The 23,760-nt window shown below is 68.3% G+C and carries 27 protein-coding genes and 2 tRNA genes; 18 read left to right on the top strand and 11 right to left on the bottom strand.

The genetic code is table 11. The features are described from left to right. The first annotated feature begins 198 nt into the window (after nucleotides 1-198). The 3 genes from AC1ROD_RS16835 (at nucleotide 199) to AC1ROD_RS16845 (ending at nucleotide 1,413) form a co-directional block, all read left to right on the top strand. Nucleotides 199-768, top strand: a complete 570-nt coding sequence (locus AC1ROD_RS16835; protein ID WP_492949415.1) for a cold-shock protein — start codon at nucleotides 199-201, stop codon at nucleotides 766-768. 25 nt (nucleotides 769-793) lie between these two features. Beyond that, the gene (locus tag AC1ROD_RS16840; protein WP_492949416.1) at nucleotides 794-1,267 is read left to right on the top strand and encodes a DUF192 domain-containing protein; all 474 of its coding nucleotides are present in this window, start codon (nucleotides 794-796) and stop codon (nucleotides 1,265-1,267) included. A gap of 69 nt (nucleotides 1,268-1,336) precedes the next feature. Further along, nucleotides 1,337-1,413 (top strand) — tRNA-Pro (locus AC1ROD_RS16845). Nucleotides 1,414-1,427: 14 nt separating this feature from the next. Here AC1ROD_RS16845 and AC1ROD_RS16850 read toward each other — a convergent pair. Next, nucleotides 1,428-1,658 carry a hypothetical protein gene (locus tag AC1ROD_RS16850; protein ID WP_492949417.1) on the bottom strand — a complete coding sequence of 77 codons (231 nt, stop codon included), beginning with the start codon at nucleotides 1,656-1,658 and terminating at the stop codon, nucleotides 1,428-1,430. 160 nt (nucleotides 1,659-1,818) lie between these two features. On the opposite strand from AC1ROD_RS16850, the gene AC1ROD_RS16855 reads away from it, so the two are divergent. The 3 genes from AC1ROD_RS16855 to AC1ROD_RS16865 all read left to right on the top strand — a co-directional run bounded on the left by AC1ROD_RS16855 (nucleotide 1,819) and on the right by AC1ROD_RS16865 (nucleotide 2,571). Further along, nucleotides 1,819-2,124 (top strand): ETC complex I subunit, encoded by a 306-nt coding sequence (locus AC1ROD_RS16855; RefSeq protein ID WP_207931670.1) that lies wholly within the window; start codon nucleotides 1,819-1,821, stop codon nucleotides 2,122-2,124. Nucleotides 2,125-2,188: 64 nt separating this feature from the next. Beyond that, nucleotides 2,189-2,265 (top strand) — tRNA-Arg (locus AC1ROD_RS16860). Continuing rightward, complete coding sequence (locus tag AC1ROD_RS16865) at nucleotides 2,236-2,571, top strand: hypothetical protein (RefSeq protein ID WP_492949418.1); 336 nt, start codon at nucleotides 2,236-2,238, stop codon at nucleotides 2,569-2,571. The genes AC1ROD_RS16860 and AC1ROD_RS16865 overlap by 30 nt, the downstream gene beginning before the upstream one ends. On the opposite strand, the gene metC is transcribed toward AC1ROD_RS16865, so the two are convergent. After that, a complete protein-coding gene (gene metC / locus AC1ROD_RS16870) occupies nucleotides 2,568-3,743 on the bottom strand; it encodes a cystathionine beta-lyase (RefSeq protein WP_492949419.1) in 1,176 nt (391 codons plus the stop codon). The two genes, AC1ROD_RS16865 and metC, sit on opposite strands and share 4 nt — an antisense overlap. An 80-nt stretch (nucleotides 3,744-3,823) precedes the next feature. On the opposite strand from metC, the gene AC1ROD_RS16875 reads away from it, so the two are divergent. Then, nucleotides 3,824-4,936 (top strand): amino acid ABC transporter substrate-binding protein, encoded by a 1,113-nt coding sequence (locus AC1ROD_RS16875; RefSeq protein WP_492949420.1) that lies wholly within the window; start codon nucleotides 3,824-3,826, stop codon nucleotides 4,934-4,936. Nucleotides 4,937-4,987: 51 nt separating this feature from the next. Then, complete coding sequence (locus tag AC1ROD_RS16880; protein ID WP_492949421.1) at nucleotides 4,988-6,307, top strand: dicarboxylate/amino acid:cation symporter; 1,320 nt, start codon at nucleotides 4,988-4,990, stop codon at nucleotides 6,305-6,307. Here the strand turns inward: AC1ROD_RS16880 and AC1ROD_RS16885 are convergent. Together AC1ROD_RS16885 and sseA are read right to left on the bottom strand one after the other, a co-directional pair. Further along, entirely contained in the window at nucleotides 6,304-6,897 is a 594-nt protein-coding gene (locus tag AC1ROD_RS16885; protein ID WP_492949422.1) for a hypothetical protein, read from the bottom strand. The genes AC1ROD_RS16880 and AC1ROD_RS16885 overlap by 4 nt on opposite strands. Nucleotides 6,898-6,921: 24 nt before the next feature. Further along, complete coding sequence (gene sseA, locus AC1ROD_RS16890; RefSeq protein ID WP_492949423.1) at nucleotides 6,922-7,758, bottom strand: 3-mercaptopyruvate sulfurtransferase; 837 nt, start codon at nucleotides 7,756-7,758, stop codon at nucleotides 6,922-6,924. Nucleotides 7,759-7,874: 116 nt separating this feature from the next. On the opposite strand from sseA, the gene AC1ROD_RS16895 reads away from it, so the two are divergent. After that, entirely contained in the window at nucleotides 7,875-8,444 is a 570-nt protein-coding gene (locus AC1ROD_RS16895) for a LemA family protein (protein WP_492949424.1), read from the top strand. A gap of 11 nt (nucleotides 8,445-8,455) precedes the next feature. After that, nucleotides 8,456-9,511: a M48 family metallopeptidase gene (locus AC1ROD_RS16900; protein ID WP_492949425.1), complete on the top strand. Its 1,056-nt coding sequence runs from the start codon at nucleotides 8,456-8,458 to the stop codon at nucleotides 9,509-9,511. Nucleotides 9,512-9,520: 9 nt separating this feature from the next. On the opposite strand, the gene AC1ROD_RS16905 is transcribed toward AC1ROD_RS16900, so the two are convergent. The 3 genes from AC1ROD_RS16905 to AC1ROD_RS16915 all read right to left on the bottom strand — a co-directional run bounded on the left by AC1ROD_RS16905 (nucleotide 9,521) and on the right by AC1ROD_RS16915 (nucleotide 11,535). Then, nucleotides 9,521-9,760 carry a hypothetical protein gene (locus AC1ROD_RS16905; protein ID WP_492949426.1) on the bottom strand — a complete coding sequence of 80 codons (240 nt, stop codon included), beginning with the start codon at nucleotides 9,758-9,760 and terminating at the stop codon, nucleotides 9,521-9,523. A gap of 2 nt (nucleotides 9,761-9,762) precedes the next feature. After that, nucleotides 9,763-10,500: an arginyltransferase gene (locus tag AC1ROD_RS16910; protein WP_492949427.1), complete on the bottom strand. Its 738-nt coding sequence runs from the start codon at nucleotides 10,498-10,500 to the stop codon at nucleotides 9,763-9,765. Between the two features lie 132 nt (nucleotides 10,501-10,632). Further along, nucleotides 10,633-11,535 (bottom strand): flagellar motor protein MotB, encoded by a 903-nt coding sequence (locus tag AC1ROD_RS16915; protein WP_492949428.1) that lies wholly within the window; start codon nucleotides 11,533-11,535, stop codon nucleotides 10,633-10,635. A gap of 143 nt (nucleotides 11,536-11,678) precedes the next feature. On the opposite strand from AC1ROD_RS16915, the gene AC1ROD_RS16920 reads away from it, so the two are divergent. The 4 genes from AC1ROD_RS16920 to AC1ROD_RS16935 all read left to right on the top strand — a co-directional run bounded on the left by AC1ROD_RS16920 (nucleotide 11,679) and on the right by AC1ROD_RS16935 (nucleotide 15,663). Beyond that, nucleotides 11,679-12,320, top strand: coding sequence for a DUF922 domain-containing protein (locus AC1ROD_RS16920; protein ID WP_492949429.1), 642 nt, complete (start codon nucleotides 11,679-11,681; stop codon nucleotides 12,318-12,320). Nucleotides 12,321-12,360: 40 nt separating this feature from the next. Beyond that, nucleotides 12,361-12,870 (top strand): flavin reductase family protein, encoded by a 510-nt coding sequence (locus tag AC1ROD_RS16925; RefSeq protein WP_492949430.1) that lies wholly within the window; start codon nucleotides 12,361-12,363, stop codon nucleotides 12,868-12,870. Beyond that, a complete protein-coding gene (locus tag AC1ROD_RS16930; RefSeq protein ID WP_492949431.1) occupies nucleotides 12,867-13,721 on the top strand; it encodes an NAD(P)-dependent oxidoreductase in 855 nt (284 codons plus the stop codon). The genes AC1ROD_RS16925 and AC1ROD_RS16930 overlap by 4 nt, the downstream gene beginning before the upstream one ends. A 424-nt stretch (nucleotides 13,722-14,145) precedes the next feature. Then, nucleotides 14,146-15,663, top strand: coding sequence for an arylsulfatase (locus AC1ROD_RS16935; protein ID WP_492949432.1), 1,518 nt, complete (start codon nucleotides 14,146-14,148; stop codon nucleotides 15,661-15,663). 312 nt (nucleotides 15,664-15,975) lie between these two features. On the opposite strand, the gene AC1ROD_RS16940 is transcribed toward AC1ROD_RS16935, so the two are convergent. Next, nucleotides 15,976-16,755, bottom strand: coding sequence for a hypothetical protein (locus AC1ROD_RS16940; protein WP_492949433.1), 780 nt, complete (start codon nucleotides 16,753-16,755; stop codon nucleotides 15,976-15,978). Between the two features lie 137 nt (nucleotides 16,756-16,892). Between AC1ROD_RS16940 and AC1ROD_RS16945 the strand changes: the two genes are divergently transcribed. Together AC1ROD_RS16945 and AC1ROD_RS16950 are read left to right on the top strand one after the other, a co-directional pair. Continuing rightward, nucleotides 16,893-17,450 carry a hypothetical protein gene (locus tag AC1ROD_RS16945; RefSeq protein ID WP_492949434.1) on the top strand — a complete coding sequence of 186 codons (558 nt, stop codon included), beginning with the start codon at nucleotides 16,893-16,895 and terminating at the stop codon, nucleotides 17,448-17,450. 11 nt (nucleotides 17,451-17,461) lie between these two features. Further along, nucleotides 17,462-18,541, top strand: a complete 1,080-nt coding sequence (locus AC1ROD_RS16950; protein ID WP_492949435.1) for an alpha/beta fold hydrolase — start codon at nucleotides 17,462-17,464, stop codon at nucleotides 18,539-18,541. On the opposite strand, the gene AC1ROD_RS16955 is transcribed toward AC1ROD_RS16950, so the two are convergent. The 3 genes from AC1ROD_RS16955 to hemB form a co-directional block, all read right to left on the bottom strand. After that, nucleotides 18,538-19,755 (bottom strand): hypothetical protein, encoded by a 1,218-nt coding sequence (locus AC1ROD_RS16955; protein ID WP_492949436.1) that lies wholly within the window; start codon nucleotides 19,753-19,755, stop codon nucleotides 18,538-18,540. The genes AC1ROD_RS16950 and AC1ROD_RS16955 overlap by 4 nt on opposite strands. 73 nt (nucleotides 19,756-19,828) lie before the next feature. Further along, the gene (locus AC1ROD_RS16960) at nucleotides 19,829-20,569 is read right to left on the bottom strand and encodes a carbonic anhydrase (protein ID WP_492949437.1); all 741 of its coding nucleotides are present in this window, start codon (nucleotides 20,567-20,569) and stop codon (nucleotides 19,829-19,831) included. Nucleotides 20,570-20,683: 114 nt separating this feature from the next. Next, the gene (hemB, locus tag AC1ROD_RS16965; protein WP_492949438.1) at nucleotides 20,684-21,685 is read right to left on the bottom strand and encodes a porphobilinogen synthase; all 1,002 of its coding nucleotides are present in this window, start codon (nucleotides 21,683-21,685) and stop codon (nucleotides 20,684-20,686) included. A 108-nt stretch (nucleotides 21,686-21,793) separates the two neighbouring features. On the opposite strand from hemB, the gene AC1ROD_RS16970 reads away from it, so the two are divergent. Both AC1ROD_RS16970 and AC1ROD_RS16975 read left to right on the top strand, forming a co-directional pair. After that, a complete protein-coding gene (locus AC1ROD_RS16970; protein WP_492949439.1) occupies nucleotides 21,794-22,522 on the top strand; it encodes a hypothetical protein in 729 nt (242 codons plus the stop codon). Nucleotides 22,523-22,621: 99 nt separating this feature from the next. Continuing rightward, nucleotides 22,622-23,668 carry an enoyl-CoA hydratase/isomerase family protein gene (locus AC1ROD_RS16975; RefSeq protein WP_492949440.1) on the top strand — a complete coding sequence of 349 codons (1,047 nt, stop codon included), beginning with the start codon at nucleotides 22,622-22,624 and terminating at the stop codon, nucleotides 23,666-23,668. The last annotated feature ends 92 nt before the right edge of the window (nucleotides 23,669-23,760 follow it).

Below are 23,760 nucleotides of genomic sequence, written 5' to 3' on the forward strand. Positions count from 1 at the left end.
CAGCGAGACCTTCCCTATACCCCTGACAAGAAGTGACGGTTTTTGCGCGCAAGCGGGAAAGTCGTGTCTTTTCAGCAAATGTCTTGCCCCAAATTCCCCTGACGCGCGCGAAACGTGCGTTTTTGTCTTTTCTCCCGTTCACAGAACCGTGGTAAACGTACCGCGTTCCGCAGGAGGTGCGGGCAGGGGGAAGTGACTGTGTCTGATTACGAAGGGCTGGAGGCGCCGGACGTGGTCCGGATCACCGGCCGGGTGAAATGGTTCGATCCGGGCAAGGGCTACGGCTTCATAGTGCCGGACGAACCCGAACGGACCGATGCCAAGGACGTGCTGCTGCACGTGAGCTGCCTGCGGGACTGCGGGCACGAAACGGCGGGCGAGGGCGCGTCGATCACCTTCGACTGCGCGCGCCGGGCCAAGGGCTGGCAGGTGGTGATCGTCCACGAACTGGGTGAGGGTGAGGCCCAGGCCGCGCCGCCCCGTCGCACGGGCTATGAGGGGCTCAAGGCCGACAGCCGTGGCGTCCAGCCGCGCGCCGAGACCTCGGTCGCCGTCGGCGAGATGGAATCCGCCACCGTCAAATGGTTCAATCGCACCAAGGGCTACGGTTTCGTGGTGCGCGCCAACGACCCGGGCGATATCTTCGTCCATATCGAGACCCTGCGGCGCTTCGGCCTGGACGATCTGGTTCCGGGCGAGACGGTCAGGGTGGTGTTCGCCGAAGGTCCCAAGGGACTGGTGGTGGCCGAGATCAAACCGGGCGGCTAAGGTTCGCCCCCTGGAGGGCGTTCCCATGGGTTTCTCGCGTAGACTGTTCGTTTCGGGCCTCTTCCTGGTCCTGGCCGCCTGCGCCCAGGGCTCGAAGGGTCCGGTTGATTCGGCCGGACGTCCGCTGGAGCCCCTGACCGTGGTCACCTCGACCGGCGAACACGCCTTCATGGTCGAGATCGCCGACGACGAGGCCGAACGCCAGCGCGGCCTGATGTTCCGCCAGCCGCTCGAGGCCGACCGCGGCATGCTGTTCGAGTTCGAGGTCGCGGCCGAACAGGGCTTCTGGATGAAGAACACCCCCAGCTCCCTGGACATCGTCTACATTTCGGAAGACGGCCACATTGTCTCCATCGCCTCGCACGCCACCCCCTTCTCTGAGGCGGTGCTCAGCTCAAACGGCCCGGCCAAGGGCGTGCTGGAGGTCCGGGCGGGCCGGATGGGAGAGATCGGCGCCAAGCCCGGCGACGTGGTTCGCCATCCCTTCTTCCACAACTGACGCCGCTTTCTGCGCCTTTCAGTCGCTTCGCGTTTGCGGTGCGGCGCCGAGTGTGCCAAATCCCGCCGCCGGAGTGTAGCGCAGCCTGGTAGCGCATCTGGTTTGGGACCAGAGGGTCGGAGGTTCGAATCCTCTCACTCCGACCATCGACCTTTCCCCTTCAGCTGCAGTCGCCGTCCCGCGGTCCGTCCTGCTTGCGGCGGCCCATGGTCCAGTTGGCCTGGACGCGGACGCGGGCGTTGGGCGCGCACCAGATCTCGCCGGTTTCGTCGATGGCGGTGACCCAGATCAGCGAATGCTCCTGACCATAGTCGATGACGGCGAAGGCGAAGCCCTTGCCCTTGCCTTCCACGGTGACCGGCAGCGTCGGATCCAGTTGGGTGAAGGTCATGTCGGTCCTCTCAGAGGCCGACAGAACGCCAGTCCGTTCAGATGGTTCGTCTGTCCGGGAGGCGACAAACCCGCCCGGGCCTCGACGCCTCCCATGGACGCCTTGGTGCGACGCGGTATAAGACGCGTTCAAATCGCTTCCCTGCCGAGAGTCTCCGCCCATGCTGGCCCGCATCTACCGCCCCGCCAAGACCGCGATGCAGTCGGGCAAGGCCAAGTCGAAGGACTGGCGGCTGGAGTTCGAACCGGCCTCGGCGCGCACCACCGATCCCCTGATGGGCTGGATCGGCTCCTCGGACATGAACGGTCAGGTCCGTCTGACCTTCGAGACCCAGGAAGAGGCCGTCGCCTACGCCGACCGTTACGGCATCCCGTTCCGCCTGCACACGCCGCAGGAGCCGCCGCTGATCCTCAAGGCCTATGCCGACAACTTCGCCACCAACCGCAAACAGTCCTGGACTCATTAAGGGTTGCGGCTATCGCGCTTAGCGCTACTTGAGCCGCAGGATTCGACGTTTCGGCGTCGCCCCGGCGCCCATAGCTCAACCGGATAGAGCACCCGCCTTCTAAGCGGGATGTTGCAGGTTCGAGTCCTGCTGGGCGCGCCAGTTTTCAATGCGGCCGTCGGGCCGCCCGTTCAGGAGGCCGCCATGGCCGAGACGAAGAACCAGACGCTGAAGGGCATCGTTCGCCTGGACGGCGCCACCTTCCGTGACTGCGAGTTCGTCGACGCCCGGCTGGTGTACGAAGGCGGCACGCCGCCGAACTTCATCAACTGCCGGTTCACCAACACCAACTTCGCCTTCCAGGAGGCGGCCGGGAACACGGTCAACTTCCTGCGCGCCATGGCCCCGCCCCAGTCGAACATGCGTGAGGTCGTGTTCGGCCTGATGCCCGAACTGCGCGGCAACTAGGCGTCTGCAGAGGCCCGCCAGGCGGCGAGGCCGATCTCCAGATCCGCGATCAGGTCGGCCGGGTCCTCCAGGCCGACGTGGAACCGCAGCAGCTCTCCGGCCAGGGTCGGGGGCGACTGGCGGTAGGCCATCTGGTGCGTCTCGTGCGTGGCCAGGCTCTCATAGCCGCCCCAGGAATAGCCGAGGCCGAACAGGCTGAGCGCGTCGAGGAAGGCGCGTCCGGCCTCGGTCGAACCGCCCTTCATCTCCAGACCGAACAGGGACGCCGCGCCCGAATAGTCGCGGGCCCACAGCGTATGGCCGGGGTCGGAGGGCAGGGGCGGGTAGAGGACGCGCGCCACCTCTGGCTGCTTCTCCAGCCAGGTCGTGATCGTCAGCGCCGATCGCGCCTGTTCCGCCATCCTCAGCGGCAGGGTGCGCAGGCCGCGCAGGGCCAGCCAGGCGTCGTCAGGCGAGACGTGCCAGCCCATGTCCTCGATCGTGCCGTCGATGGCCCGGCCCAGGGCGGCGTCGTTGGTCGAGATCGCGCCCATCAGCAGGTCGGAGTGTCCTGCGGCATATTTGGTCACAGCCTGGACGCTGATGTCGACGCCGTGGTTCAGCGGCTTGAAGGCCAGGCCCGCGCCCCAGGTGTTGTCCATGATGCTGATGACGCCCTTCGCCCGCGCCGCGGCGGCGAGCGCGGGGGCGTCCAGCACGTCCATGGTCAGGGAGGCGGGCGATTCGATCAGGACGGCGCGGGTGGTCGGCCCGACCATCGCCGCGACCGCCTCGGCGCTCGCCTCGGCCGCGTGGAAGCGCACGCTGACGCCCCGGGCGGTCATCCAGCGCGTCAGGAAGCGGCGGCTGGGCCCATAGACGGCGTCCGACGCGATGATCTCGTCGCCGGGCCGGGCCACGGCCAGCAGCGGCACGGTGACGGCGGCCAGGCCCGACGGGACGATCCAGCTCTCCGCCGCGCCCTCCAGCCCCGCCAGCGTCGTCCGCAGTTCCCGCGCGGCGGTGGTTCCTGCCAGGCCGTAGACGGGACCGAGACTTTCATCGCGCATCTGGTCGGCTCGGTCGCTGAGCATTGTGGAGGCGCGCTCCACCGGCGGGTTGACCGGGCGGCGCCCGTGTCCCCGCTGCGTGGCGCCGGCGATCAGTCGGGTGCGGTCGGATGGCGTCTTCATCCGCTTTCGATGGCCTTCGACGGGTTGCGGATCAAGGCCCGAAGGCCTCTAAAAGGACAACCGAGGGCGAGAGGCCGGATATGCTGAACACCGCGAGCACGGGACGACGTCTGGCCCTTCTGGGCCTCGCCTTCCTGACGCTTGCGGCCTGCGGCGAGAAACGGACCGACGCAGGCCCCGCAGATGCGGCCGACACCGGGGCCTTCCCCAAGGCGGGCGCGGTCAAGACGGAGAGCCCGACCCTGAAGGCGGTGCAGAAGCGCGGCTATCTGAACTGCGGCGTGCATCAGGGGCTTGTCGGCTTCGCCTATACCGACAACCGCGGAGACTGGCGCGGCTTCGACGTCGACTTCTGCCGGGTGATGGCGGCCGCGATCTTCGGCGATCCGGACAAGGTGCGCTTTGTGCCCCTGACCGCCGACAACCGCTTCGACGCCCTGGCGGCGGGGCGGATCGACGTCCTGTGGCGCAACACCTCCTGGACCATGGATCGGGACGTCGGCGGGCGTTTCACCTTCGCCGGGATCAACTACTACGACGGCCAGGGCTTCATGGTCCGGCGCGCGCTGGACCTGAACAGCGCCACCGAGCTGAACGGCGCCCGGGTCTGTGTCGCCGCCGGCTCGACCAGCGCGCTGAACGCCCAGGACTACTTCCGCTCGCGCGGCATCGAATACACCCCGGTCGTGGCGCCGACCGAGGAGGCGGCGCGGCAGGCCTATGGGCGCGAGGACTGCGACGCCTTCACCGCCGACATCTCGGCCCTGGCGGCGGCGCGCACCACCATGGCCGATCCGCAGCAGCATGCGATCCTGGCCGATATCGTCTCCAAGGAGCCGCTGGGGCCGGTCGTGCGACGCGGTGATGAACAGTGGACGACAATCGTTCGCTGGACCCTGAACGCCGTCATCCTGGCGGAGGAACTGAACGTATCTCAGGCTAACGCGAAACAATTGGCGAAGGACAGCACCGACCCGCGCATCAGGCGACTGCTGGGCGTGGACGGCGACTTCGGCGAGCGGCTGGGCCTGTCGAACGACTGGGCGCTGGACGCCGTCGTCGGGGTGGGCAACTACGGCGAGATCTTCGAGCGGAACCTGGGCGCCCAATCGGCTCTCGACCTCGCACGCGGATTGAATGCACAATGGAACGCGCGGCCGGGCGGGCTGATTTATGGCCTGCCGATCCGCTGATGACCTTGCGGCGCTGTTGCTGCGCCTGACATACCGACCTCGTGGGGACGAATGACTGAGACGAAACGCGGCGGGATCCCGCTTCACTGGCTGATGCTGATCGGGTTCGTGATCGGCCTGGGCGGAGGTCTGGCGGCCAATTTCTACGTCGATCCCGAGGCCGCCTGGCTGACGACCCTGATCGCCGTCGCCGGCACCATCGGCCAGCTGTTCCTCAAGCTGCTGTTCATGATGGTCATCCCGCTGCTGTTCTCGGCGCTGGTGATCGGCGTCGCCGAGATGGGGGACCTGAAGTCGCTGGGCCGCGCCGGGATCAAGACCCTGCTGCTGACCATCGTGGTCTCGGGCATCGCCGTGGTTATCGGCCTGGGCATGGTCAACTTCTTCCGTCCCGGCGACGGCGTCGACCCGGCCATCGCCCAGAAGCTGTTGGCCCAGGGCGCCGAGGGCGCGGCGGCCATCGTTGACAAGGCCCCGGCCAGCGTCCAGTTCGACCAGTTCTTCCTCGATCTGGTGCCCTCGAACGTCTTCACGGCGGCGTCGGAGAACCAGATCCTGCCGGTGATGATCTTCGCCCTGTTCTTCGGCATCGGCCTGGTCATGGCCAAGTCGAAGGCCACCGACCAGCTTCAGCGGACCATCGAGGGCCTGCTCGAGGTCACGATGAAGCTGATCAACCTCTTCATCAAACTGGCCCCTCTGGCCATCGCCTGCCTGATGTTCAAGCTGGCGGCGGTGTTCGGCTGGGACCTGCTGGTGCGTCTGGCGGCCTATGTGGCGGTCGCCGTCGGCGCGATGCTGATCCACATGTTCGTGGTCTATCCGCTGGTCGTCTGGATCGGCGGTGGCATGTCGCCGTTCAAGTTCTTCAAGGGCGTGCGCGAGCCCATGGTCGTGGCCTTCTCCACCGCCTCGTCCAACGCCGCCCTGCCGGTGTCGCTGAAGGCGGCCGAGACCGAGCTGGGCCTGCCGCGCAAGATCGCCCGCTTCGTCCTGACCGTCGGCGCCACCGCCAACCAGAATGGCACCGCCCTGTTCGAAGGGGTCACCGTCCTGTTCCTCGCCCAGTTCTTCCACATCGACCTGACCATCGGTCAGCAGGTGCTGGTCATGCTGGTCTGCATCCTGGGCGGCGTCGGCACGGCGGGCGTTCCGGCCGGTTCGCTGCCGGTGGTGGCGATGATCCTGGTGATGGTTGGCGTGCCCGCCGAGGGCATCGGCCTGATCCTGGGCGTCGACCGCTTCCTCGACATGTGCCGCACGACCCTGAACGTCACCGGCGATCTGGTGCTGGCGACCGTGGTCTCGCGCGGCGAGACCGACGACGCCGTCGCGGCGGACGCGGAAGAGCCCGAGCCGGTGGGGGCCTAGGAGAACAGGGCGGTCAGGTCCGGACTGCGGGCCACCGCCTCGGGCTTCATACCGTCCTGCAGGGCCGAGAAGACCGACCTGCGATGGTCGTCCGAGTCAAAGCCCCTGTCGGGCAGGAAGACGTTCGTGCCCTGAACCGTGATGAGCCAGAAGGGGCCCAGACGCCGCACGTCCGAGATCGCCTCGATCGGGCAGCGGCTGTCGAAGACACCGAGACTCCAGTGAACCTCGGTGTCAGTCACCGTCATGGAAGCGGGCAGCGGAAACCGGACGTCCCGGATCGCGAAGGCCCGTTTCAGGCGCTTCACCGCCAGCCTGCGCCACAGCCAGGGTCGAAGGCGAAATGCGACGATCCCGACGATGACGGCGACCACCCAGGCGGCGGGGTGTTTCACGAGGCCGGCGATGACGATCGCCGCCAGGGTCGCGAGCACCAGCGGCCCCGTGGCCATCAGGTTCGGCCAGGGCTCGCCTGTCAGATGGCGGTTCGCGCGCCGGATCCAGCCATCGATTTCTCCGAACCTGAGATCGCCTTCGACGCGGGGGTAGGGTGTGTCCTCTCTGACAGCGACCGTGCCTTCGATCTTCATGGTCGTATCCCCCTCGACCCGGTCCTAGCCCACCACGACTGGCGTGTCCTGTCGGCCGCCCCATTCGGCCCAGGAGCCGTCGTAGAGGGCGCTGTTGCGGCCCAGTTCGGCGAGGGCCAGGGTCAGGACGGCGGCGGTGACGCCCGAGCCGCAGCTGGTGATGATGGGGCCATCAATGTCCAGGCCGGCCTCGGCGAAGCGGGCCGACAGGGCCTCGCCGCGCAGCATCCGCCCGTCCTCGCCGATCAGGGTCTTGAAGGGCAGGTTGAGCGCGCCGGGCATATGGCCCGAGCGCAGGCCCGCACGCGGCTCGGCGGCCTCGCCGGTGAAGCGGGCGGCGGGACGGGCGTCGACGATCTGGGCGTCGCCGGTGATGGCGGCGAGTACGCTGGGCAGGTCGGCGACGTCGCCGGCGCGGGGTATGGGCGTGAAGCGGGCAGGGGCTGGCGCGGTCACGGGGCCGCTCTCGACGGCTCGCCCTTCTGCCGTCCAGCGCGGCAGGCCGCCATCCAGCACCCGGACGTCCTTCGCCCCCATCAGCCGGAAGGTCCACCAGACGCGTGGCGCCGAGAACAGGCCCGCCGTGTCATAGACCACCACCGTATCGCCTTCGGACACGCCCAGAGCCCCCACCGCGGCGGCGAAGGCGTCCGGCGTCGGCAGCATATGGGGCAGGTCGGTGGAGTGGTCGGACACGCCCTCCAGATCGAACCAGACGGTGCCGGGGATGCGCGCCTGCAGATGCCCGGCGGCGGCGTCGCGACCGTCCAGATGCCAGCTGCCGTCGATGATCCTGAGCGACGGATCGCCGAGGCGGGCGGCGAGCTCTTCGGTGGAGATGAGGGGGGAGGGCTGGGTCATAGGCCGGACATAGGCCTTCTCCCCTTGCGGGAGAAGGTGGCCGCCGATGACGCCGATTTCACTATCCGCCGCCGGGGCCGCGCGCGATACTCGGGACGCCATCGAAGGAGCGCTCCATGCTGGGTATCATCGCCGTCGTCGTCATCATCGCCGTGATCGGCTTTGTGATCATCGGGTCCTACAACCGGCTGGTGGCGCTGAACCAGAAGGCGGACCAGTCGTTCGCCGACATCGACGTCCAGCTGAAGCAGCGCAACGACCTGATCCCCAATCTGGTCGAGACGGTGAAGGGCTATGCGGCGCATGAGAGCGGCACGCTGGAGGCCGTCACCGCCGCCCGCGCCGCCGCCGCCGGCGCGACCACGGTCAATGAGAAGGTCGCCGCCGACAACATGATGACCGGGGCTCTGGGCCGGCTGTTCGCAGTCGCCGAGGCCTATCCGGACCTCAAGGCCAACACCAACTTCCTGGAGCTGCAGCGCGAGCTGTCGGACATCGAGAACAAGCTGGCCGCCGCGCGCCGCTTCTTCAACAACGCCGTCGCCGAGTTCAACGCCGTTCGGGCGCAGTTCCCGACGGTGCTGATCGCCGGGATGTTCGGCTTCGGCGTGGACAAGCCTTTCTTCGCCGTGGACGCCGCCGACCGCGCCGCGATGAACGCCGCCCCGCCGACGGTGAAGTTCTGAGGCCTCGGTAGATGGGCGGCGCGGTCGGTCTGCAGACCCATATCTGGGCCAACAACACCCGGTCGGTCATCTTGCTGGCCATGTTCCCGGTCCTGCTGGTCGGGCTGATCTTCGGCGTTCAGCTGATCGCCATGGGGCTGGGCCTGCTGCCCAACTCCGGGCGGGGGCTGGGCGACGATCTGGCCTATGCGGTCTCCATGCTGGGGGCGACCATCCCGCTGGCCATCGTGGTGGCGGGCGTCTGGTTCGTCATCGCCTGGTTCGGCAACCAGGCCATCATCGACGCCATGACGGGCGCGACGAAGGTCGAGCGCCGCGACATGCCCGAGCTCTATAACCTGCTGGAGAACCTGGCGATCTCGCGCGGCCTCAAGACCCCGACGCTGCGGATCATCGAGACCGACGCGATGAACGCCTATGCCTCGGGCCTGCACGAGGGGCAGTACAGCGTCACCGTCACCCGGGGCCTGCTCAATGTGCTGGACCGCGACGAGGTCGAGGCGGTGCTGGCCCATGAGCTGACCCACGTCATCAACAAGGACGTGCGGACGATGGTTATCGCCTCCATCTTCGCCGGGATCATCAGCGTCGTGGCCCAGCTGGTGCTGAGGTCGATGTTCTATGTCCGGGGCGGCGGGCGGAGAGACAACAAGAACGCCGGGCCGCTGATCCTGATCGGTCTGGTCATCGCCGCGGTCGGCTATGGGCTGGCCATCGTGATCCGGCTGATGCTATCGCGGACGCGGGAGTATGTCGCCGACGCCGGTTCGGTCGATCTGACCAAGAACCCCGACGCCATGATCTCGGCTCTGAGGAAGATCGAGGGCCGCTCGACGGTCAAGGCGCCCGACGAGGTCCAGGGCATGTTCCTGGACAACCAGCCGGACAAGGAAGGCATCGACAGCCTGTTCGCCACGCACCCCTCGATCGAGAAGCGGATCGCGGCCCTGGTGAAGTATGCGGGCGGCCGTGACCTGCCGCCGCCGGATCGGCTGGATGGGCAGGGTGCGGGGTACGGGACCTCGGTGCCCGCGACGGGCTACGGCACGTCTGTTCCACTGACCTGAGGTCTGAGGCTAGCCCGCCTTGTAGGGCTGATCCGATGCGGCGCAGACGGGATAGGCGATGTCATAGAGCCAGCCGCCATCGCGGCACTGGTAGCATTGACCGCCGGAGCCGCGCCTGACCTGAACATCTCCGGACAGGCCGTTCGACAGGCGGTCGCAGGCCCGTTCCCGCTGGATGAACCAGCCGCCGACGAGGGTGGCCGTGACGGCAAGGGCGGCGATGGGGAGGATCAGGCGGTTGGCCTTCACCCTCAGTCTTCCAGCCGCGTCCAGCCCTGGTGGCGCAGGACCTCCATGGGGCGGAAGTTGGCCTTGTAGTCCATCTTGGTCGAGCCCTGGACCCAGTAGCCGAGATAGACGAAGGGCAGGTTCACCGCCCGGGCCTGACGCACATGGTCGAGGATGGCGAAGACGCCGAGCGAGCGGCGCTCCAGCTCGGGATCGAAGAAGCTGTAGACCATGGACAGGCCGTCCGACAGCAGGTCGGCCAGGGTCACGGCGACCAGATCGCCGGGGCCGCCGTCGGGCGAGACCGTGCGATACTCGATCAGATGGGTGCGGACCGCCGTGTCCTCGACCATTGCGACATAGTCGGCCCAGGTCATGTCGGTCATGCCCCCGCCGGGGTGGCGGTGGGCGAGGTAGCGCTTGAGCAGGTCGAACTGCTCGATGGTGGCCTCGGCCTCGACCAGGGCGCGCGACAGGTCGGCGTTGCGGTTCAGGGTCTTGCGCTGGGAGCGGGAGAACTCGAACTCGGGGACCGGCAGGCGGACCGAGACGCAGGCGTCGCAGCTCTCGCAGGCCGGGCGGTAGGCGATGTTCTGGCTGCGCCGGAAGCCCGCGTGGGTCAGCTCGTCATTGACGTGGGCGCCGTCCGAGAAGGGCAGGTTGGCGAACACCTTCCGCTCGGTCATGCCGGGCAGGTAGGGGCAGGGCGCGACCGCGGTCATGAAGAAGCGAAGCTGACGGGTCGGGATATGCTGGGTCACGGCTCTAGGTCCGCACCCGATCTTGCCAACAGTGTGACGCCTGACCGTTCATGGCCTGATTTGGCGCGCTTCCCGGCCGCACCGCAAGGGCGTTCGCGCCACACTTGCGTGGCCCGGATGCCCCGCCGAGGGTCACAGGCTGGTGTCCATGGGCAGGACCGGGGCCTCGCGCAGCAGGACGATGGCGATGCGGCGGTTGCCGGCCAGCGAAGGATCGTCAGGGTAGAGGGGGTCGGAACCGGCCTTGCCCGCGACGGAGTAGACGCGGTCCGGATCGACGCCGGCCTGCTGCAGGATCGAGCGGGACGCGTCGGCGCGGTTGGCCGAGAGCGGCCAGTCGGCGGCGGTCGAGGCGCGGCCCGAGCCGGCGACGGAGGAGGTATGGCCGCTGATGGCGATGCGGTTGGGCAGGCGGTTGATGACCTGGGCCACGGCGCGCAGCAGGACCTGGGCGCGGGCGTTGGGGCGGGCCGAGTTCTGGTCGAACATGGACCGGCCTTCCTGATCGACCAGCTGGATACGCAGGCCTTCGGGCGTCTGGTCGATGATCAGTTGCTTGGACAGCTCGGCCAGCTCGGGCATGCGCTGCATGGCCTGACGCAGGCTCTCGGCGGCGCTCTGGAACTCCTGGGCCTCGCGGCGCGAGACCTCGGCGGCGAGGGCTTCGTCGCTGGCGGAGGCGACATTGGGGTTGGAGCCCGAGTCCGGCGGGGCGTCCGGCGGGGCCTGGGGCGCGAGCTGTTCGGTGACCGACATCGAGCCGGCGGCCTTGGAGCCGTCCTGACCCAGAGCCGTGCCGCCCAGCAGGCCGCCCGAGCCGGAGGTGCTGTCCGAGACGCTGGCCGGAGCGAAGTATTCGGCGATGCCGCGCTTCTGCTCCGGGTCGGTCGTGTTGATCAGCCACATCAGCAGGAAGAAGGCCATCATCGCGGTCACGAAGTCGGCGTAGGCGACCTTCCAGGCGCCGCCATGGTGCCCGCCGCCGGACACCTTCTTGATCTTCTTGATCAGGATCGGACGATCGCTGGCGGACATGCGGGAGACCTTGGGGAGAACTGGCCTCAGGGTGACGGTTCAGGGTTAACGCCGCGTTTCCCATTTCGCCGTTCAGGGGGCGGCGGCTTGCGTGGGTGGCGCGGGGCGGACAAGCTCGGGCTCCATCGGGGAGCGCCGTCCGCATGACTATCAGCCTGAGCCTCATGGCGGTCGCCATGTCCCTGTCCGGGGCCCTGTCCGCGCAGGCCTCTGCGCCGCGCATCGCCGTTCCTCCCGCGCCGCCCAGCGCGGCCCTGGTCGAGGCGGTGAGCCGTGTCGGGCTCGGCGATCTGCCGGAGGTGACCCTGATCGGCTATCCGGTCACGGGGCGTTCGCCCCGATCCATCCGCGAATCGATGAATGACGCGCGACCGACCGTCGAGGTCGACGGGGCCCGCCACGACGCCCGGACCGGCTGGGTCTTCCAGACCCGGTGGCGGAACGGGGCGGACGGCCAGTGCGTGCCCGCGACCGCGACTGTCTCGGTGGTTCTGCGCATGACCCTGCCGGACCTGACCACGCGGGACCAGCTGTCGCCGCGCGAGGCGGCCGACTGGGACGCCTATTTCGCCGCCCTGGTCGCTCATGAGCGGAACCACGGCCGCATCGCGGTCGCCGGGCGGGACCAGATGCAGGCGGCGATGCGCGCCAGCGCCGACTGCGCCGCCATGAACGCCGTGGTCGAGGCGACCAGCGCCGAGGTCAGGGCGGCCAGCGAGGAATACGACCACCAGACAGACCACGGCCGTCGCGAAGGCGCCCTCTATCCGCGCCCCGGCGCCTGAGACGCTTGCCCCCGGGATGCGGGTCGCCTAGGTCGGAACCGTGACCCTCGAACCCTTGCCCGACGATCTCGCCCGCGACACCGCCGCCTACAGAAGGGCGCTGGGCGCCTTCGCGACCGGGGTGTGCGTCGTCACCGCCGACAGCCCGGCCGGACCGCTGGGGATCACCGTCAACTCCTTCACCTCCGTGTCGCTGACGCCGCGTCTGGTGCTGTGGTGCCTGGACGAGCGCTCGGACCGCTGGCCGGTCTTCGCCGCCGCCGAGCGGTTCGCCATCCACGTCCTGCCTTCGACCGATCGCCCGCTGGCCAGCCGCTTCGCCAAGGGGGTGTCGCTGCTGTCGGAGGGCGAGTTCGTCCGCCCCGCCGATCACAGCCCCCCGTGCCTGCCCGAGGCCCTGGTGCGGTTCGAGTGTACGACCCACGACCGGATCCAGATGGGCGACCACCTGATCATCGTCGGCCGCGTGGAGACCTTCCATGACGCGGGCGGCGAGGCCCTGACCTTCTTCCGCGGCCGCTACGGCGCCGCATCGGAGCCGACAGAATGAAGATCGCCTTCGCCGGCCTGGGCGTCATGGGCGCCCCGATGGCGCGCCACCTGCTGAACGCTGGCCACGAGGTCACGGGCTACAACCGCTCGCCGGAGAAGGCTGTCGCCTGGGCCGAGGCCAACGGCGGCAAGTCGGCGGCGACGGTCGCCGAGGCCGTGAAGGGCGTGGAGCTGTTCGTCCTGTGCGTCGGCAATGACGACGATGTCCGCGCCGTGGTCACCGAGGCCCTGCCGCATCTGGCCGAGGGGGCGGTGGTCGTGGACCACACCACGACCTCGGCGAAGGTGGCGCGCGAGATGGCCGAGCTGGCGACGGCGAGCGGCCGCTTCTTCATCGACGCCCCCGTCTCGGGCGGTCAGGCCGGCGCCGAGAACGGTCAGCTCAGCGTCATGGCCGGCGGCGACGCCGGGGCCCTCGCGCGGGTCGAGGACGCCGTGATGGCCTATTCGAAGGCGATCCAGCACATGGGCCCCTCGGGCGCCGGCCAGCTGACCAAGATGGTCAACCAGATCGCCATCGCCGGGGTCGTCCAGGGGCTGGCCGAGGCCATCCACTTCGCCAAGACGGCCGGTCTGGACACCGACGCCGTCTATCAGGCCGTGTCCAAGGGCGCGGCCCAGAGCTGGCAGATGGACAACCGCTGGAAGACGGCCGCAGAAGGCAAGTTCGACTTCGGCTTCGCCGTCGACTGGATGCGCAAGGACCTGGGACTGGTGCTGGACGAGGCCCGGTCGAACGGCGCGACCGTGTCGATGACGGCCTTGGTCGACCAGTACTACGCCGACGTCCAGAAGCTGGGCGGCCGCCGCTGGGACACATCCAGCCTGAAGGCCCGGCTGGAGCCCTGAGGGGGCTCTGAGGGACCGTTTTGCACTCGAAAAAGGCGGGTGCAAAAGGTGCAATTTGGAAGTTCTGGCTAAGAACTTTCCAGCAAGCCCTTGAATTTCAACATTCTGATGAGCGGCCGAAAATTGCACTACACGTGCACCTCGAGCGTCACCCTGTCTGCGTGGCGGAGTGTGATGCGCGATGTCAAAGACCTGTAGGCCTTCAGCCTAACACCTCGCCGAAGCCTGCTGGGCCGATTGTCCGGGCGGGCGCGCCTTCGCCGCGATTTCAAAGAGTTGATGCGGGCGTCGGCGCCGGCTTGAGGCGGCGTCCGGCGCATTTTCGCCCGGTTGCGGGTTTGACCCGACGTCGCCTCTCAGGAGGCTATGCCACCCTTGCTCCATAAGCCGGCCGCTCCCGGTTCGGCGGATTGAGAGGTGCGCCATGCCCGCCAAGAAGCCGAACATCCTGGTGATCTGGGGCGACGATATCGGCTGGCAAAACGTCAGCGCCTACGGCCTCGGCACCATGGGCTACACCACGCCGAACATCGACAGCATCGGCTATGAGGGAATCCGCTTTACGGACCACTACGCCCAGTCGTCGTGCACGGCGGGCCGCGCGTCGTTCATCACAGGCCAGTATCCGATCCGCTCTGGCATGACGACGGTGGGCATGCCGGGTGATCCGCTGGGCCTTCAGCCGGAATCCCCGTGTCTGGCCGAGGTCATGAAGGCCGAGGGCTACGCCACCGGGCATTTCGGCAAGAGCCATCTGGGCGACCGTAACGAGCACCTGCCGACCAACCACGGCTTCGACGAGTTCTTCGGCAACCTCTACCACCTCAACGTTTCCGAGGAGGACGAGCAGCGCGACTACCAGAATTTCGCCATCGCCCACTCGGGCAGCGTGGAGGCCTATGAGGCCAAATTCGGCGCCCGTGGCGTCATCCACAGCTTCGCCACCGATAAGGACGATCCGACCGTGGATCCGCGGTTCGGCAAGGTCGGCAAGCAGAAGATCACCGACACCGGACCCCTGCATCAGGAGCGGATGCATGACGTGGACGGCGGCGAGTTCATCCCCAAGGCGCTGGAGTTCATGAAGAAGGCCAAGGACGATGACAAGCCGTTCTTCGTCTGGCTCAACTCGAGCCGCATGCACCTCTACACCCGGCTGAACGACGAGTGGCGATATGCCGCCGAGAAGTACACCTCGGAGGTCGATCTGCACGGCTCGGGCATGATGCAGCACGACCACGACGTCGGTACGGTGCTGGACTTCCTCAAGGCCAATGGGCTCGATGAGGATACGATCGTCTGGTACTCGACCGACAACGGCCCCGAGCATTCGTCCTGGCCGCACGGGGGCACCACGCCCTGGCGCGGCGAGAAGATGACCACCTATGAAGGCGGGGTGCGGGTGATCTCGATGGTCCGCTGGCCGGGCCACATCAAGCCGGGGCAGCTGCTGAACGGCATCCAGGCCCACCAGGACATGTTCACCACCCTGGCCGCCGTCGCCGGCGTGCCGGACGTCAATGACAAGGTGCTGGCCGAGAAGAAGCAGTACATCGACGGTGTGAATAATCTCGACTACTGGACTGGAAAGACAGACGAATCCGCGCGGAACTACATCTTCCACTACAGTGAGAGCAAGTTGACGGCGGTGCGGTTGGGGCCGTGGAAATGGCATTTCGCGACGACCGAGGACTACTACGGAACCATCACCGGGCGCAGCAAGCCCAAGGTGTTCAACATCCGCATGGACCCTTTCGAGTCCTATGACAGCACCGATTCCTACGGCCATCTGCTGCAGAAGGTGTCGTGGATGGTGGCCCCGATCGGTGAGTTGATGAACCAACACCTGGGCACTTTGGCCAAGTATCCGCCGGTGCAGGGCGGCAAGTCGTTCGACATGTCCAATGTGGTCGAACAGTTCCTCAGCCACGGCCACGACTGAGGGCCCCTCCGGCGAAATCGCGGCGCGGCTGAGGGTTTGACCCGACTGTCGCGCTGCCGATGGCGTGAGAGCGTTCCCCTGTCGCCGCGGGCTGGAAGGGCGCGGCGATACCGAGGTCCGCAAGGCCGGAATCCTGTCGAGGGAGGGATTTCGGGGCAGGCGGCGGGAGGCGCGATTATCCCGGCGCCTCCCGCCGCTCGCGGATCGCACAGTTTTGCCGCGGCCAGAACGGGCGCGGCAGGCCGGAGAACCCGGCGCGCCGGCGAACGGGGAGGGGACGTTGCAGGACGTCCCCTTTTCCTTGTCTGGAGTCTAGACGCCCAGCCCGTGGCCGAGCGTGGCCGCGAACACCGCGAACACGGCGAGGCCCGCCGTGAGGATGACGGGGTTGAAGCCGATCCGACCGGGCAGGCTGGAGGTCTCGACCGCCTTGCCGCCGGGGATCAGTAGCAGGGGGACGGCGGCGAGACCGATCTCGAGCACGGCGTCGTGCACGTCCTGACCCGCGTTCGCGCCGCGATAGAGGAGGGCGGCGAGGGCCGCGCCCGCCGTGGCGGCCAGCCAGGCGGTGCGGGCGATACGCCGGGCGTCGGCGCGGTCGGGCCAAAGCTGCGTCAGACTGCGTGAGGTCGCCGCGAGGGTCAGGACGTAGACGGCCACGCCCGCCGCGCCGAGAAGCGCCCGCCACCAGAAGGCGTCGCCGTCGGTCAGGTCGCGGACGGCAAAATAGAGATCGCCGTTCGCCTCGGCCATGGCGCGGGCCGTATAGCCGCCCTCCCAGAACAGGCTGAAGGCGGCGACGAGGATCACGAACAGCTTCAGCGCCGGGCGGCGAACCGGGACGCGGGCCGCGAGCAGCATGGCCAGCCCCCCGATCACGAGGTTCGACAGCGGTCCGGCCATGTCGATCAGCGGCGAGGACTGCGAGCAGTGGAAAAGGGACGAGGTCAGAAGCTGGATCTGGCCGCCCATGGCCAGACAGGCGCCGCCGTGGCCCAGGCCCTCATGGTCGAAGGTGACGACGCTCATGGCCGCCAGGGCGATCGCGCCGACGGTGATGAGGTTGTCGCGTGGTTTGGTCGCCGCCGTCATCAGAGCCCCCGCCCGTGGTGGGTGCAGACTACGCCCCGGCCCGCCAAGCGCAACGGCGGGTGTGATCGATAAGCGCCGGTTGATCAGGCGGCAGGGCCGTGCAGTGATGCAGCCTCCAGTCCCCCGGAGCCGAGTCCATGCGCCTTCTGACGATGCTGATCCTGCCCGTCCTCTGGGGCGGCGTGGCGAACGCCCAGACAGCGCCGGCGATGGCGCCGAACCCGCGTACGGTCGAGCTGGGCCATTTCCCGCCGGTGATCGTGCTGGAGATCAGGCCGGCGCTGCGCCTGACCTCCGAGACCTTCAGCGTCTATGCGCCGTTCGACCGGCCGCCGCAGGAGGGCGGGACGCGGTTTCTGGCCGCGCGAAGACTGACGAGCGGGCCGGGTGGCGGCAAGATCGAATGGGCCCGGATTTCCGACTGTCCGGGCGCGCAGCAGGTCTTGCTGGCGCTGGAAAGTCTGCCCGCGCCGATCATCGACGTTCCGACCCTGGGCAATGAGGAGCGGCCGGGTTTGCCTATGGACGGGGTCACCTATTCGCTGTGGAGTCTCTGGCCGAAGTGGCCGGGGGCCACCGGCTATGAGATGTCGCTGGAGAGCAATGTCGGAACCCCTCTGGCCGATTGGGCCCGCAGCTTCCAGACCACGATGGCCTCTTGCTGGACGGCGGAAGCGCCGACGGCCTGGAAATAGAGCGAGTGACGATGCGCGCCTTTCTGACCCTGATCCTGCTGGCCTTCTGGGGCGGGGCCGCCGCGGCCCAGACGCCCACGCCGCGCTATACGCCGGTCGAGAGCGACTATGTCGGCGGGCCGCTGGAAATCGCTTCGGGTGGAAGCCTGCCGGAGCTGAGGATGCACTACCGGACGCTGGGGACGCCGGTGCGCAACGCCGAGGGGCGGGTGACCAATGCGGTGATGATCCTGCACGGCACGGGCGGGACGGGCGCGACCTTCCTGTCGCCCCAGTTCGCGGGCGAGCTTTTCGGGCCCGGCCAGCCGCTGGATATCACCCGCTATTACATCATCATGCCCGACAGCCTGGGGCACGGGCAGTCAACCAAGCCCAGCGACGGCCTGCGCGCGGCCTTCCCGGCCTATCAGTATGCCGACATGGTCGAGGCCCAGCGGCGGATGCTGGTCGAGGGGCTGAACGTCGACCATTTGAGGCTGATCCTGGGGACCTCGATGGGATGCATGCACGCCTTCGTCTGGGGCGAGACCCATCCCGACTTCGCCGACGCCCTGATGCCGCTGGCGTGCGAGCCGACGGCGCTGGTGGGGCGCAACCGGCTGTGGCGGACCATGCTGAAGGACGCCATCCGCAACGATCCGGCGTGGATGGGCGGCGACTATGTCGAACAGCCGAAGCTGGGCCTGAGGGAGGCGGTCGATCTGCTGGTGCTGGCCGGCGGCGCGACCATGCCGCTGCAGCACGATCTGGCGACGCCCGAGGCGGTGGACGCCTGGGCGCGGACCCAGCAGACGCGGCGGCTGCCGACGCTGGACGCCAATGACCTGTGGTATCAGGTCAACGCCTCGAGCGACTATGACCCGTCGGCCGATCTGGAGAAGATCACCGCGCCGGTGATGTGGATCAACTCGGCCGACGACTTCATCAATCCGCCGGAGCTGGGGCTGTCCGAGCAGTTCGCGCCGCGCATCAGGAACGGCCAGTACCGGCTGATCCCCAACAGCGTAGGCGGCAAGGGGCACGGGACCCATACCTGGGCGGTGTTCTGGAAGGACGACCTGATCGCCCTGCTGGCGCGGTCCGAGCCCTAGGCGGCCGTCGCGGCGGCCATGGCGCCGCCGGGGTTGAGCTGGAGCAGGGGCAGGGCCTCGGGCTCCCAGCGGCGACCGCCGACCGGCTCGCTCTGGATGCGGCAGATGCCGGGGCCCGAGAGGAAGGGGATCTTGAGCGCGATGGCCAGTTCGCGCTCGGCGCGGAAGCGGATGTTGGTGACCCCGGCGACGATGCGCCGGCGGCGGTAGTGGACCGAATGGCTGGCGAAGCGGCGGATGGCCGCCAGCCGCACGTCGGGCTTGGCGTCGGGCAGAGCCAGGGTGACGCTGGACACGGCCCGCGTCGCCAGTTGCTGGATCTGGAAGTCCGGATCGTGGGTGCACAGGTCGATGCCGCCGAACACCGGGTCGAGCGCCTCGCGGATAGTCTTGATGGCGTGGAAGGTCGGCGCGCGCGGCGTGTCATAGACGCTGACGGACAGCTTCGAGCGATAGCCCTCGGGCAGGACCAGCAGCAGGTCGGCGTAGTTGGCGCGCTGGCTGGGCCGGACCAGGGTCGAGAAGGAGACCGGCACGATCAGCGGCTGAAGGATCGGGAAGTCGACCAGGAAGCGCAGGGCGGTGGTCACGCAGGCGGCGTCGAAGGTCTCGGTGTCCTCGGGCTGATGGTCCGGGCCGTCCAGCAGGCTGTAGTAGGTCGAGGCGGTGACCGGGGTGCAGCTGAGCACGTCGCCGACGAAGGTCTGGCCGGCGCTGAACCAGACGCCCTGGCAGGTGTCGATGGTGGGGCCGAAGCGGAAGGCATCGGCGGTCTCCGCGTCCTCCGGGTGCTCCGGGACCTCGATCAGGGAGCCGTCGGACGCGATGCGGCGCAGCAGACCGCCCGGCGGAAGACGGCTGGGGTCCTCCATGGCGTCCAGCACAGCCTCGGACGACCAGTTGGCGAAGGTGTCGATGGCCTCGTCGTCGCCCTCGAAGAGGACCAGTTTGACGGCGTCCTCGATACCGGTGCCGAACAGCTTGGCCTGAAGCTCCTGCGACAGATGGGCCAGTTCGACCGTGTCGAGCTCCTCGGCCTCCGGGTCGCCGAGCAGATAAGCGTAGGGGCTCAGCTGGTCGTAATGACGCGGGTGAGCCCAGCGCACCTCGAGGAAGATATTGGCGTATTTGGCGACCAGCGGGCCGAGCTGGTCCGCCGGCACATCCGTCCGGTTGCCGTCCAGCAGCACTCGCAAACACGCAACAGCGGCCACGTTTCAAGTCCCTCCGCCTGAAGTTGTGGCGGCAGGGAGTGAAGAAAGGACGAAAGCGGAGCCGGAAAACCCGTCAGGCGTGTCCGTGGATTTCCGAGGTGGGCGGGCTGTCGGGCAGGTCGAGGAAGTCGACCCGGCCGGTGACCATGTCCTTGACGGCGGCGACGATCTTGATCGTCCCGGTCTCGACCGCATGGGCGAGGGCAGTGTCGGCAGTCAGGAGGCGGGCGACGACGCGGCGGGCGTTCTCCTCCACCGCCAGCCGGGCCAGGTCGTGACCGCCGATCTTCCGCGCCGAGAGGACGGCGGGCAGGATGGGGACGATCATCTCCTCCAGCGAGGGATCCAGCTCGGCCTTGCCGTCGACCACGGCCTCGGCGGCGGCCACGGCGCCGCAGCCGGTGTGGCCCATGACCACGACCAGGGGGCAGCTGAGGTGCTTCACCGCATAGACGATGGACGACAGGCCGCGCCGGTCGACGGTGTTGCCCGCCACCCGGATAATGAAGAGCTTTCCGAGACCCTGGTTGAACAGGATGGTCGGCGGTGTGCGGCTGTCGGCGCAGCCGACGATGGTGGCGATCGGCTTCTGGCCGCCCTGAAGCGCGTCGAGGTCGTGGGCGGTGACGTGGCCGAGGCTGGAGGCGCCCGACAGGAAGGCCGCATTGCCGTCGCGCAGCATCTGCAGCGCCTCGTCCGGCGTCGGGCCGTGGTGCGGCGTCAGGGCGGCGGCCGCGGCGGCCACGGCTCCGGCGGCGACCACCTCGACGTCAGGCGAGGCGGCGAAGTCCAGAGAGACGGGCGGCGCCGACACCCGTGACGGCTTCTTCCGCCCAAACCAAAGAAAGCCCATGCCGACCCCCACCTGCCTGTTCGTTAACCATTTGCGGAACGGGGGTCGGCGAGGTCAAGCGGAGAATGCCGGCGGTTAGCCCAGCAGCCGCGCCGCCTGGGGGGCGAAGTAGGTGAGCACCCCTGCGCAGCCTGCGCGCTTGAAGCCGTGGAGGGTTTCGAGGATGGCGCGGTCCTGGTCGAGCCAGCCGTTGGCGATGGAGGCCTGCATCATCGAATACTCGCCCGACACCTGATAGGCGAAGGTCGGGATCTTGAAGGTCTCGTGCACGCGGCGGACGATGTCGAGATAGGGCATGCCGGGCTTGACCATGACGGCGTCGGCGCCTTCGGAGATGTCCATCGCGACCTCCTTGAGGGCCTCGTCGGAGTTGGCGTAATCCATCTGATAGGTCTTCTTGTCGCCGGTCAGCATCTTCGCCGAGCCGACCGCGTCGCGGTACGGGCCGTAGAAGGCCGAGGCGAACTTGGCGGCGTAGGACAGGATCAGGGTGTCGTGGAAGCCGTTGGCCTCCAGCGCCTCGCGGATGGCCTGAACGCGGCCGTCCATCATGTCGGAAGGAGCGACGACGTCGGCGCCGGCGTGGGCCTGGATGAAGGCCTGTTCGGCCAGGCGGTCGAGCGAGGCGTCGTTGAGGATGCGGCCATCCTCGACCACCCCGTCGTGGCCGTGGTCGGTGTAGCAGTCGAGCGCCACGTCGCACATGACGCCGATCTCGGGCGCGGCGTCCTTGATGGCCTTGATGCAGTCGGGGATCAGGCCGTCGGGATCGGTGGCGCCGGTCCCAATCGCGTCCTTGGTCGAGGCGTCGACATTGGGGAAGAGGGCGATCATGGGAATGCCCAGATCGCGGGCCTCGACGGCGGCGGCGGCGGCGGCTTTCGGCGACAGGCGGAAGACGCCGGGCATGGACGGGACCGGCACGCGATCCTCCGCGCCGTCATGGACGATCAGCGGCCAGATCAGGTCGGCGGGCGTCAGCGTGGTCTCGGCCACCAGCCGGCGCACCCAGGGGCTGGCGCGCAGACGGCGGGGACGGGCCATGGGGAAGGCGGCGGGCATGAAGGGCAGGGTCATGGGCGCGGCTTAGACCAAGCCCGGCCTGCTGCAAAGGGAAGGGCAGGACACGGACGCGGGTGACAGGGCCGCGGATCGGTGATCAAGCTTGGGCGGGAGGAACCGCCAATGATCAAGAACACCGTCGCCGTCGTCGCCGTCATCCTGACCCTCGGGGCTGCGGCCTCGACACCAGCCTTTGCCCAGTCCGGAGCGGTCGAGGAGGTCGTGGTGACCGGCTCGCGGGTCCGGGAGTGGGACCCCGACCAGATCCCGGCCGTCCGGCTGAACCGCCGCGCCGACAATCTGATCGTCGAGATCCGCGCGGTCGGGGACACGCGCGATGCGGCCCAGAGGCGGGCCGAACTGATCGAAACCCTGCGCGGCCTTGCGCGGGCGGCGGCGCGGCAGGCCGACATCGACCTGAGCATCGAGGTGGACGGCGCCCTGACGCCCCTGACCGAGGATATGGTCAGCACCCTGACCCTGGGCGTCGACGGCAACCGGTCGGACACGAGCGCCGCCTCGCTGATCGTCAAGACGCCCATCCGGCCTGACGACACCATGGACGCCGCCTCGGGCCGGATCGAACGCTTCGTTCAGGGCGCACCCAAGGCGGGCCGGACCTTGCTGAACATCACCGGCGACTGGCAGCTGTCGATCCTGAACCCGGCCCAGTACCGCGCGCCCATCCTGGCCCTGATGGCGGAGGACGCGCGCACGACGGCCCAGACCTTCGGCGCCGGGTACGGGGTTCAGGCCGAGGGGCTGGAGAACCGGGTGACCTGGATCCAGTCGGGGCCGCTCGAGCTGTCGTTGTTCATTCCCTACAAGCTGACCGTGACGCCGAAGTCCTGACGGGCGCCGCGAAATCGCAGGCGTGGATTGCGGCGACGCGGCTCGACGCGGGCGGCGGGGCTGCCTATCACCCACGCCAGACCGTCGCGGGAGAATCCGATGTCCGAACCCGAAGTCCTGACCCGTATCGACGGCGCCGTGGGGCGGATCACCCTGAACCGGCCCAAGGCTCTGCACGCCCTGAACAAGGCGATGTGCGAGGCGATGATCGAGGCCCTGACGGAGTGGCGCGACGATCCGGAGGTGGTCGGGGTGCTGATCGACCATTCGGGCGAGCGCGGCTTCTGCGCCGGGGGCGATATCCGCATGATCGCCGAGAGCGGGGCGGGGGATGCGTCGGAGGCCAAGGCCTTCTTCAAGACCGAATACCGGCTGAACCATCTGATGTTCGAATATCCCAAGCCGATCACGGCGGTTGTGGACGGCATCGTCATGGGCGGGGGCGTGGGCATCTCGGAGCCCGCGCCGGTGCGGGTCGCGACCGAGCGCACGACCTATGCCATGCCGGAGACAGGGATCGGCCTGTTCCCCGACGTGGGCGGCGGCTGGTTCCTGTCGCGGTTGCCGGGGCAGACGGGGGTCTGGCTGGCGCTGACCGGAGCGCGGCTGAAGGCGGCGGATACGGTGGCCCTCGGCATCCACACCCATTTCGTGCCCTCGGCCAACGTCATGGCCCTGAAGGCCGATCTGATGGGCGGGGTGGAGCCCGCGGAGGCGGCGGCGAAGCATCGCTCGGCCGATCCGGGACCGGCGACGATCGACCGCGAGGCCATCGACCGGCTGTTCGCCTTCGACAGCGTGGAAGAGATTTTCGCCGCGCTGGAGGCAGACGGGTCGGACTGGGCCCTGGCCCAGCTGGCGACGCTGAAGACCAAGTCGCCGACCTCGATGAAGGTCTCCTTGAAGCAGGTGCGGATCGGGGCGGGCCTGACCGACTTCGCCGACAACATGGCCATGGAATATCGGTTGGGCGGGCGGATCGTCCGGACGCATGATTTCCAGGAGGGCGTTCGCGCCGTGGTGGTCGACAAGGACAATGCGCCGAAGTGGTTGCCGGCGACGCTGGACGGGGTGTCGGACGCGACGGTCGACGCCCTGTTCGCCCCGCTGCCGGCGGATGAGGAATGGACGCCGCTGTCGGTCTGACGCCGTACAGTTCGTCGCTCTGGCTTGTTCTCCGGGGGGAATGGCCGCAAACTGCTGTTATCGCGGGCCAGTTCATCGGGCGTCCGCGGCTG

This window comes from Brevundimonas sp. GW821-FHT12E07 (assembly GCF_058807035.1).

Excerpts from the sequence above, each read along its gene's own strand:
- AC1ROD_RS16915 (WP_492949428.1), bottom strand. The coding sequence starts at position 11,535 with ATGTCCGCCAGCGATCGTCCGATCCTGATCAAGAAGATCAAGAAGGTG.
- AC1ROD_RS16875 (WP_492949420.1), top strand. The coding sequence starts at position 3,824 with ATGCTGAACACCGCGAGCACGGGACGACGTCTGGCCCTTCTGGGCCTC.
- AC1ROD_RS16850 (WP_492949417.1), bottom strand. The coding sequence starts at position 1,658 with ATGACCTTCACCCAACTGGATCCGACGCTGCCGGTCACCGTGGAAGGC.
- AC1ROD_RS16880 (WP_492949421.1), top strand. The coding sequence starts at position 4,988 with ATGACTGAGACGAAACGCGGCGGGATCCCGCTTCACTGGCTGATGCTG.
- AC1ROD_RS16885 (WP_492949422.1), bottom strand. The coding sequence starts at position 6,897 with ATGAAGATCGAAGGCACGGTCGCTGTCAGAGAGGACACACCCTACCCC.
- AC1ROD_RS16895 (WP_492949424.1), top strand. The coding sequence starts at position 7,875 with ATGCTGGGTATCATCGCCGTCGTCGTCATCATCGCCGTGATCGGCTTT.
- metC (WP_492949419.1), bottom strand. The coding sequence starts at position 3,743 with ATGAAGACGCCATCCGACCGCACCCGACTGATCGCCGGCGCCACGCAG.
- AC1ROD_RS16975 (WP_492949440.1), top strand. The coding sequence starts at position 22,622 with ATGTCCGAACCCGAAGTCCTGACCCGTATCGACGGCGCCGTGGGGCGG.
- hemB (WP_492949438.1), bottom strand. The coding sequence starts at position 21,685 with ATGACCCTGCCCTTCATGCCCGCCGCCTTCCCCATGGCCCGTCCCCGC.
- AC1ROD_RS16970 (WP_492949439.1), top strand. The coding sequence starts at position 21,794 with ATGATCAAGAACACCGTCGCCGTCGTCGCCGTCATCCTGACCCTCGGG.
- AC1ROD_RS16950 (WP_492949435.1), top strand. The coding sequence starts at position 17,462 with ATGCGCGCCTTTCTGACCCTGATCCTGCTGGCCTTCTGGGGCGGGGCC.
- AC1ROD_RS16930 (WP_492949431.1), top strand. The coding sequence starts at position 12,867 with ATGAAGATCGCCTTCGCCGGCCTGGGCGTCATGGGCGCCCCGATGGCG.
- AC1ROD_RS16945 (WP_492949434.1), top strand. The coding sequence starts at position 16,893 with ATGCGCCTTCTGACGATGCTGATCCTGCCCGTCCTCTGGGGCGGCGTG.
- AC1ROD_RS16900 (WP_492949425.1), top strand. The coding sequence starts at position 8,456 with ATGGGCGGCGCGGTCGGTCTGCAGACCCATATCTGGGCCAACAACACC.
- AC1ROD_RS16935 (WP_492949432.1), top strand. The coding sequence starts at position 14,146 with ATGCCCGCCAAGAAGCCGAACATCCTGGTGATCTGGGGCGACGATATC.
- sseA (WP_492949423.1), bottom strand. The coding sequence starts at position 7,758 with ATGACCCAGCCCTCCCCCCTCATCTCCACCGAAGAGCTCGCCGCCCGC.
- AC1ROD_RS16855 (WP_207931670.1), top strand. The coding sequence starts at position 1,819 with ATGCTGGCCCGCATCTACCGCCCCGCCAAGACCGCGATGCAGTCGGGC.
- AC1ROD_RS16840 (WP_492949416.1), top strand. The coding sequence starts at position 794 with ATGGGTTTCTCGCGTAGACTGTTCGTTTCGGGCCTCTTCCTGGTCCTG.
- AC1ROD_RS16920 (WP_492949429.1), top strand. The coding sequence starts at position 11,679 with ATGACTATCAGCCTGAGCCTCATGGCGGTCGCCATGTCCCTGTCCGGG.
- AC1ROD_RS16940 (WP_492949433.1), bottom strand. The coding sequence starts at position 16,755 with ATGACGGCGGCGACCAAACCACGCGACAACCTCATCACCGTCGGCGCG.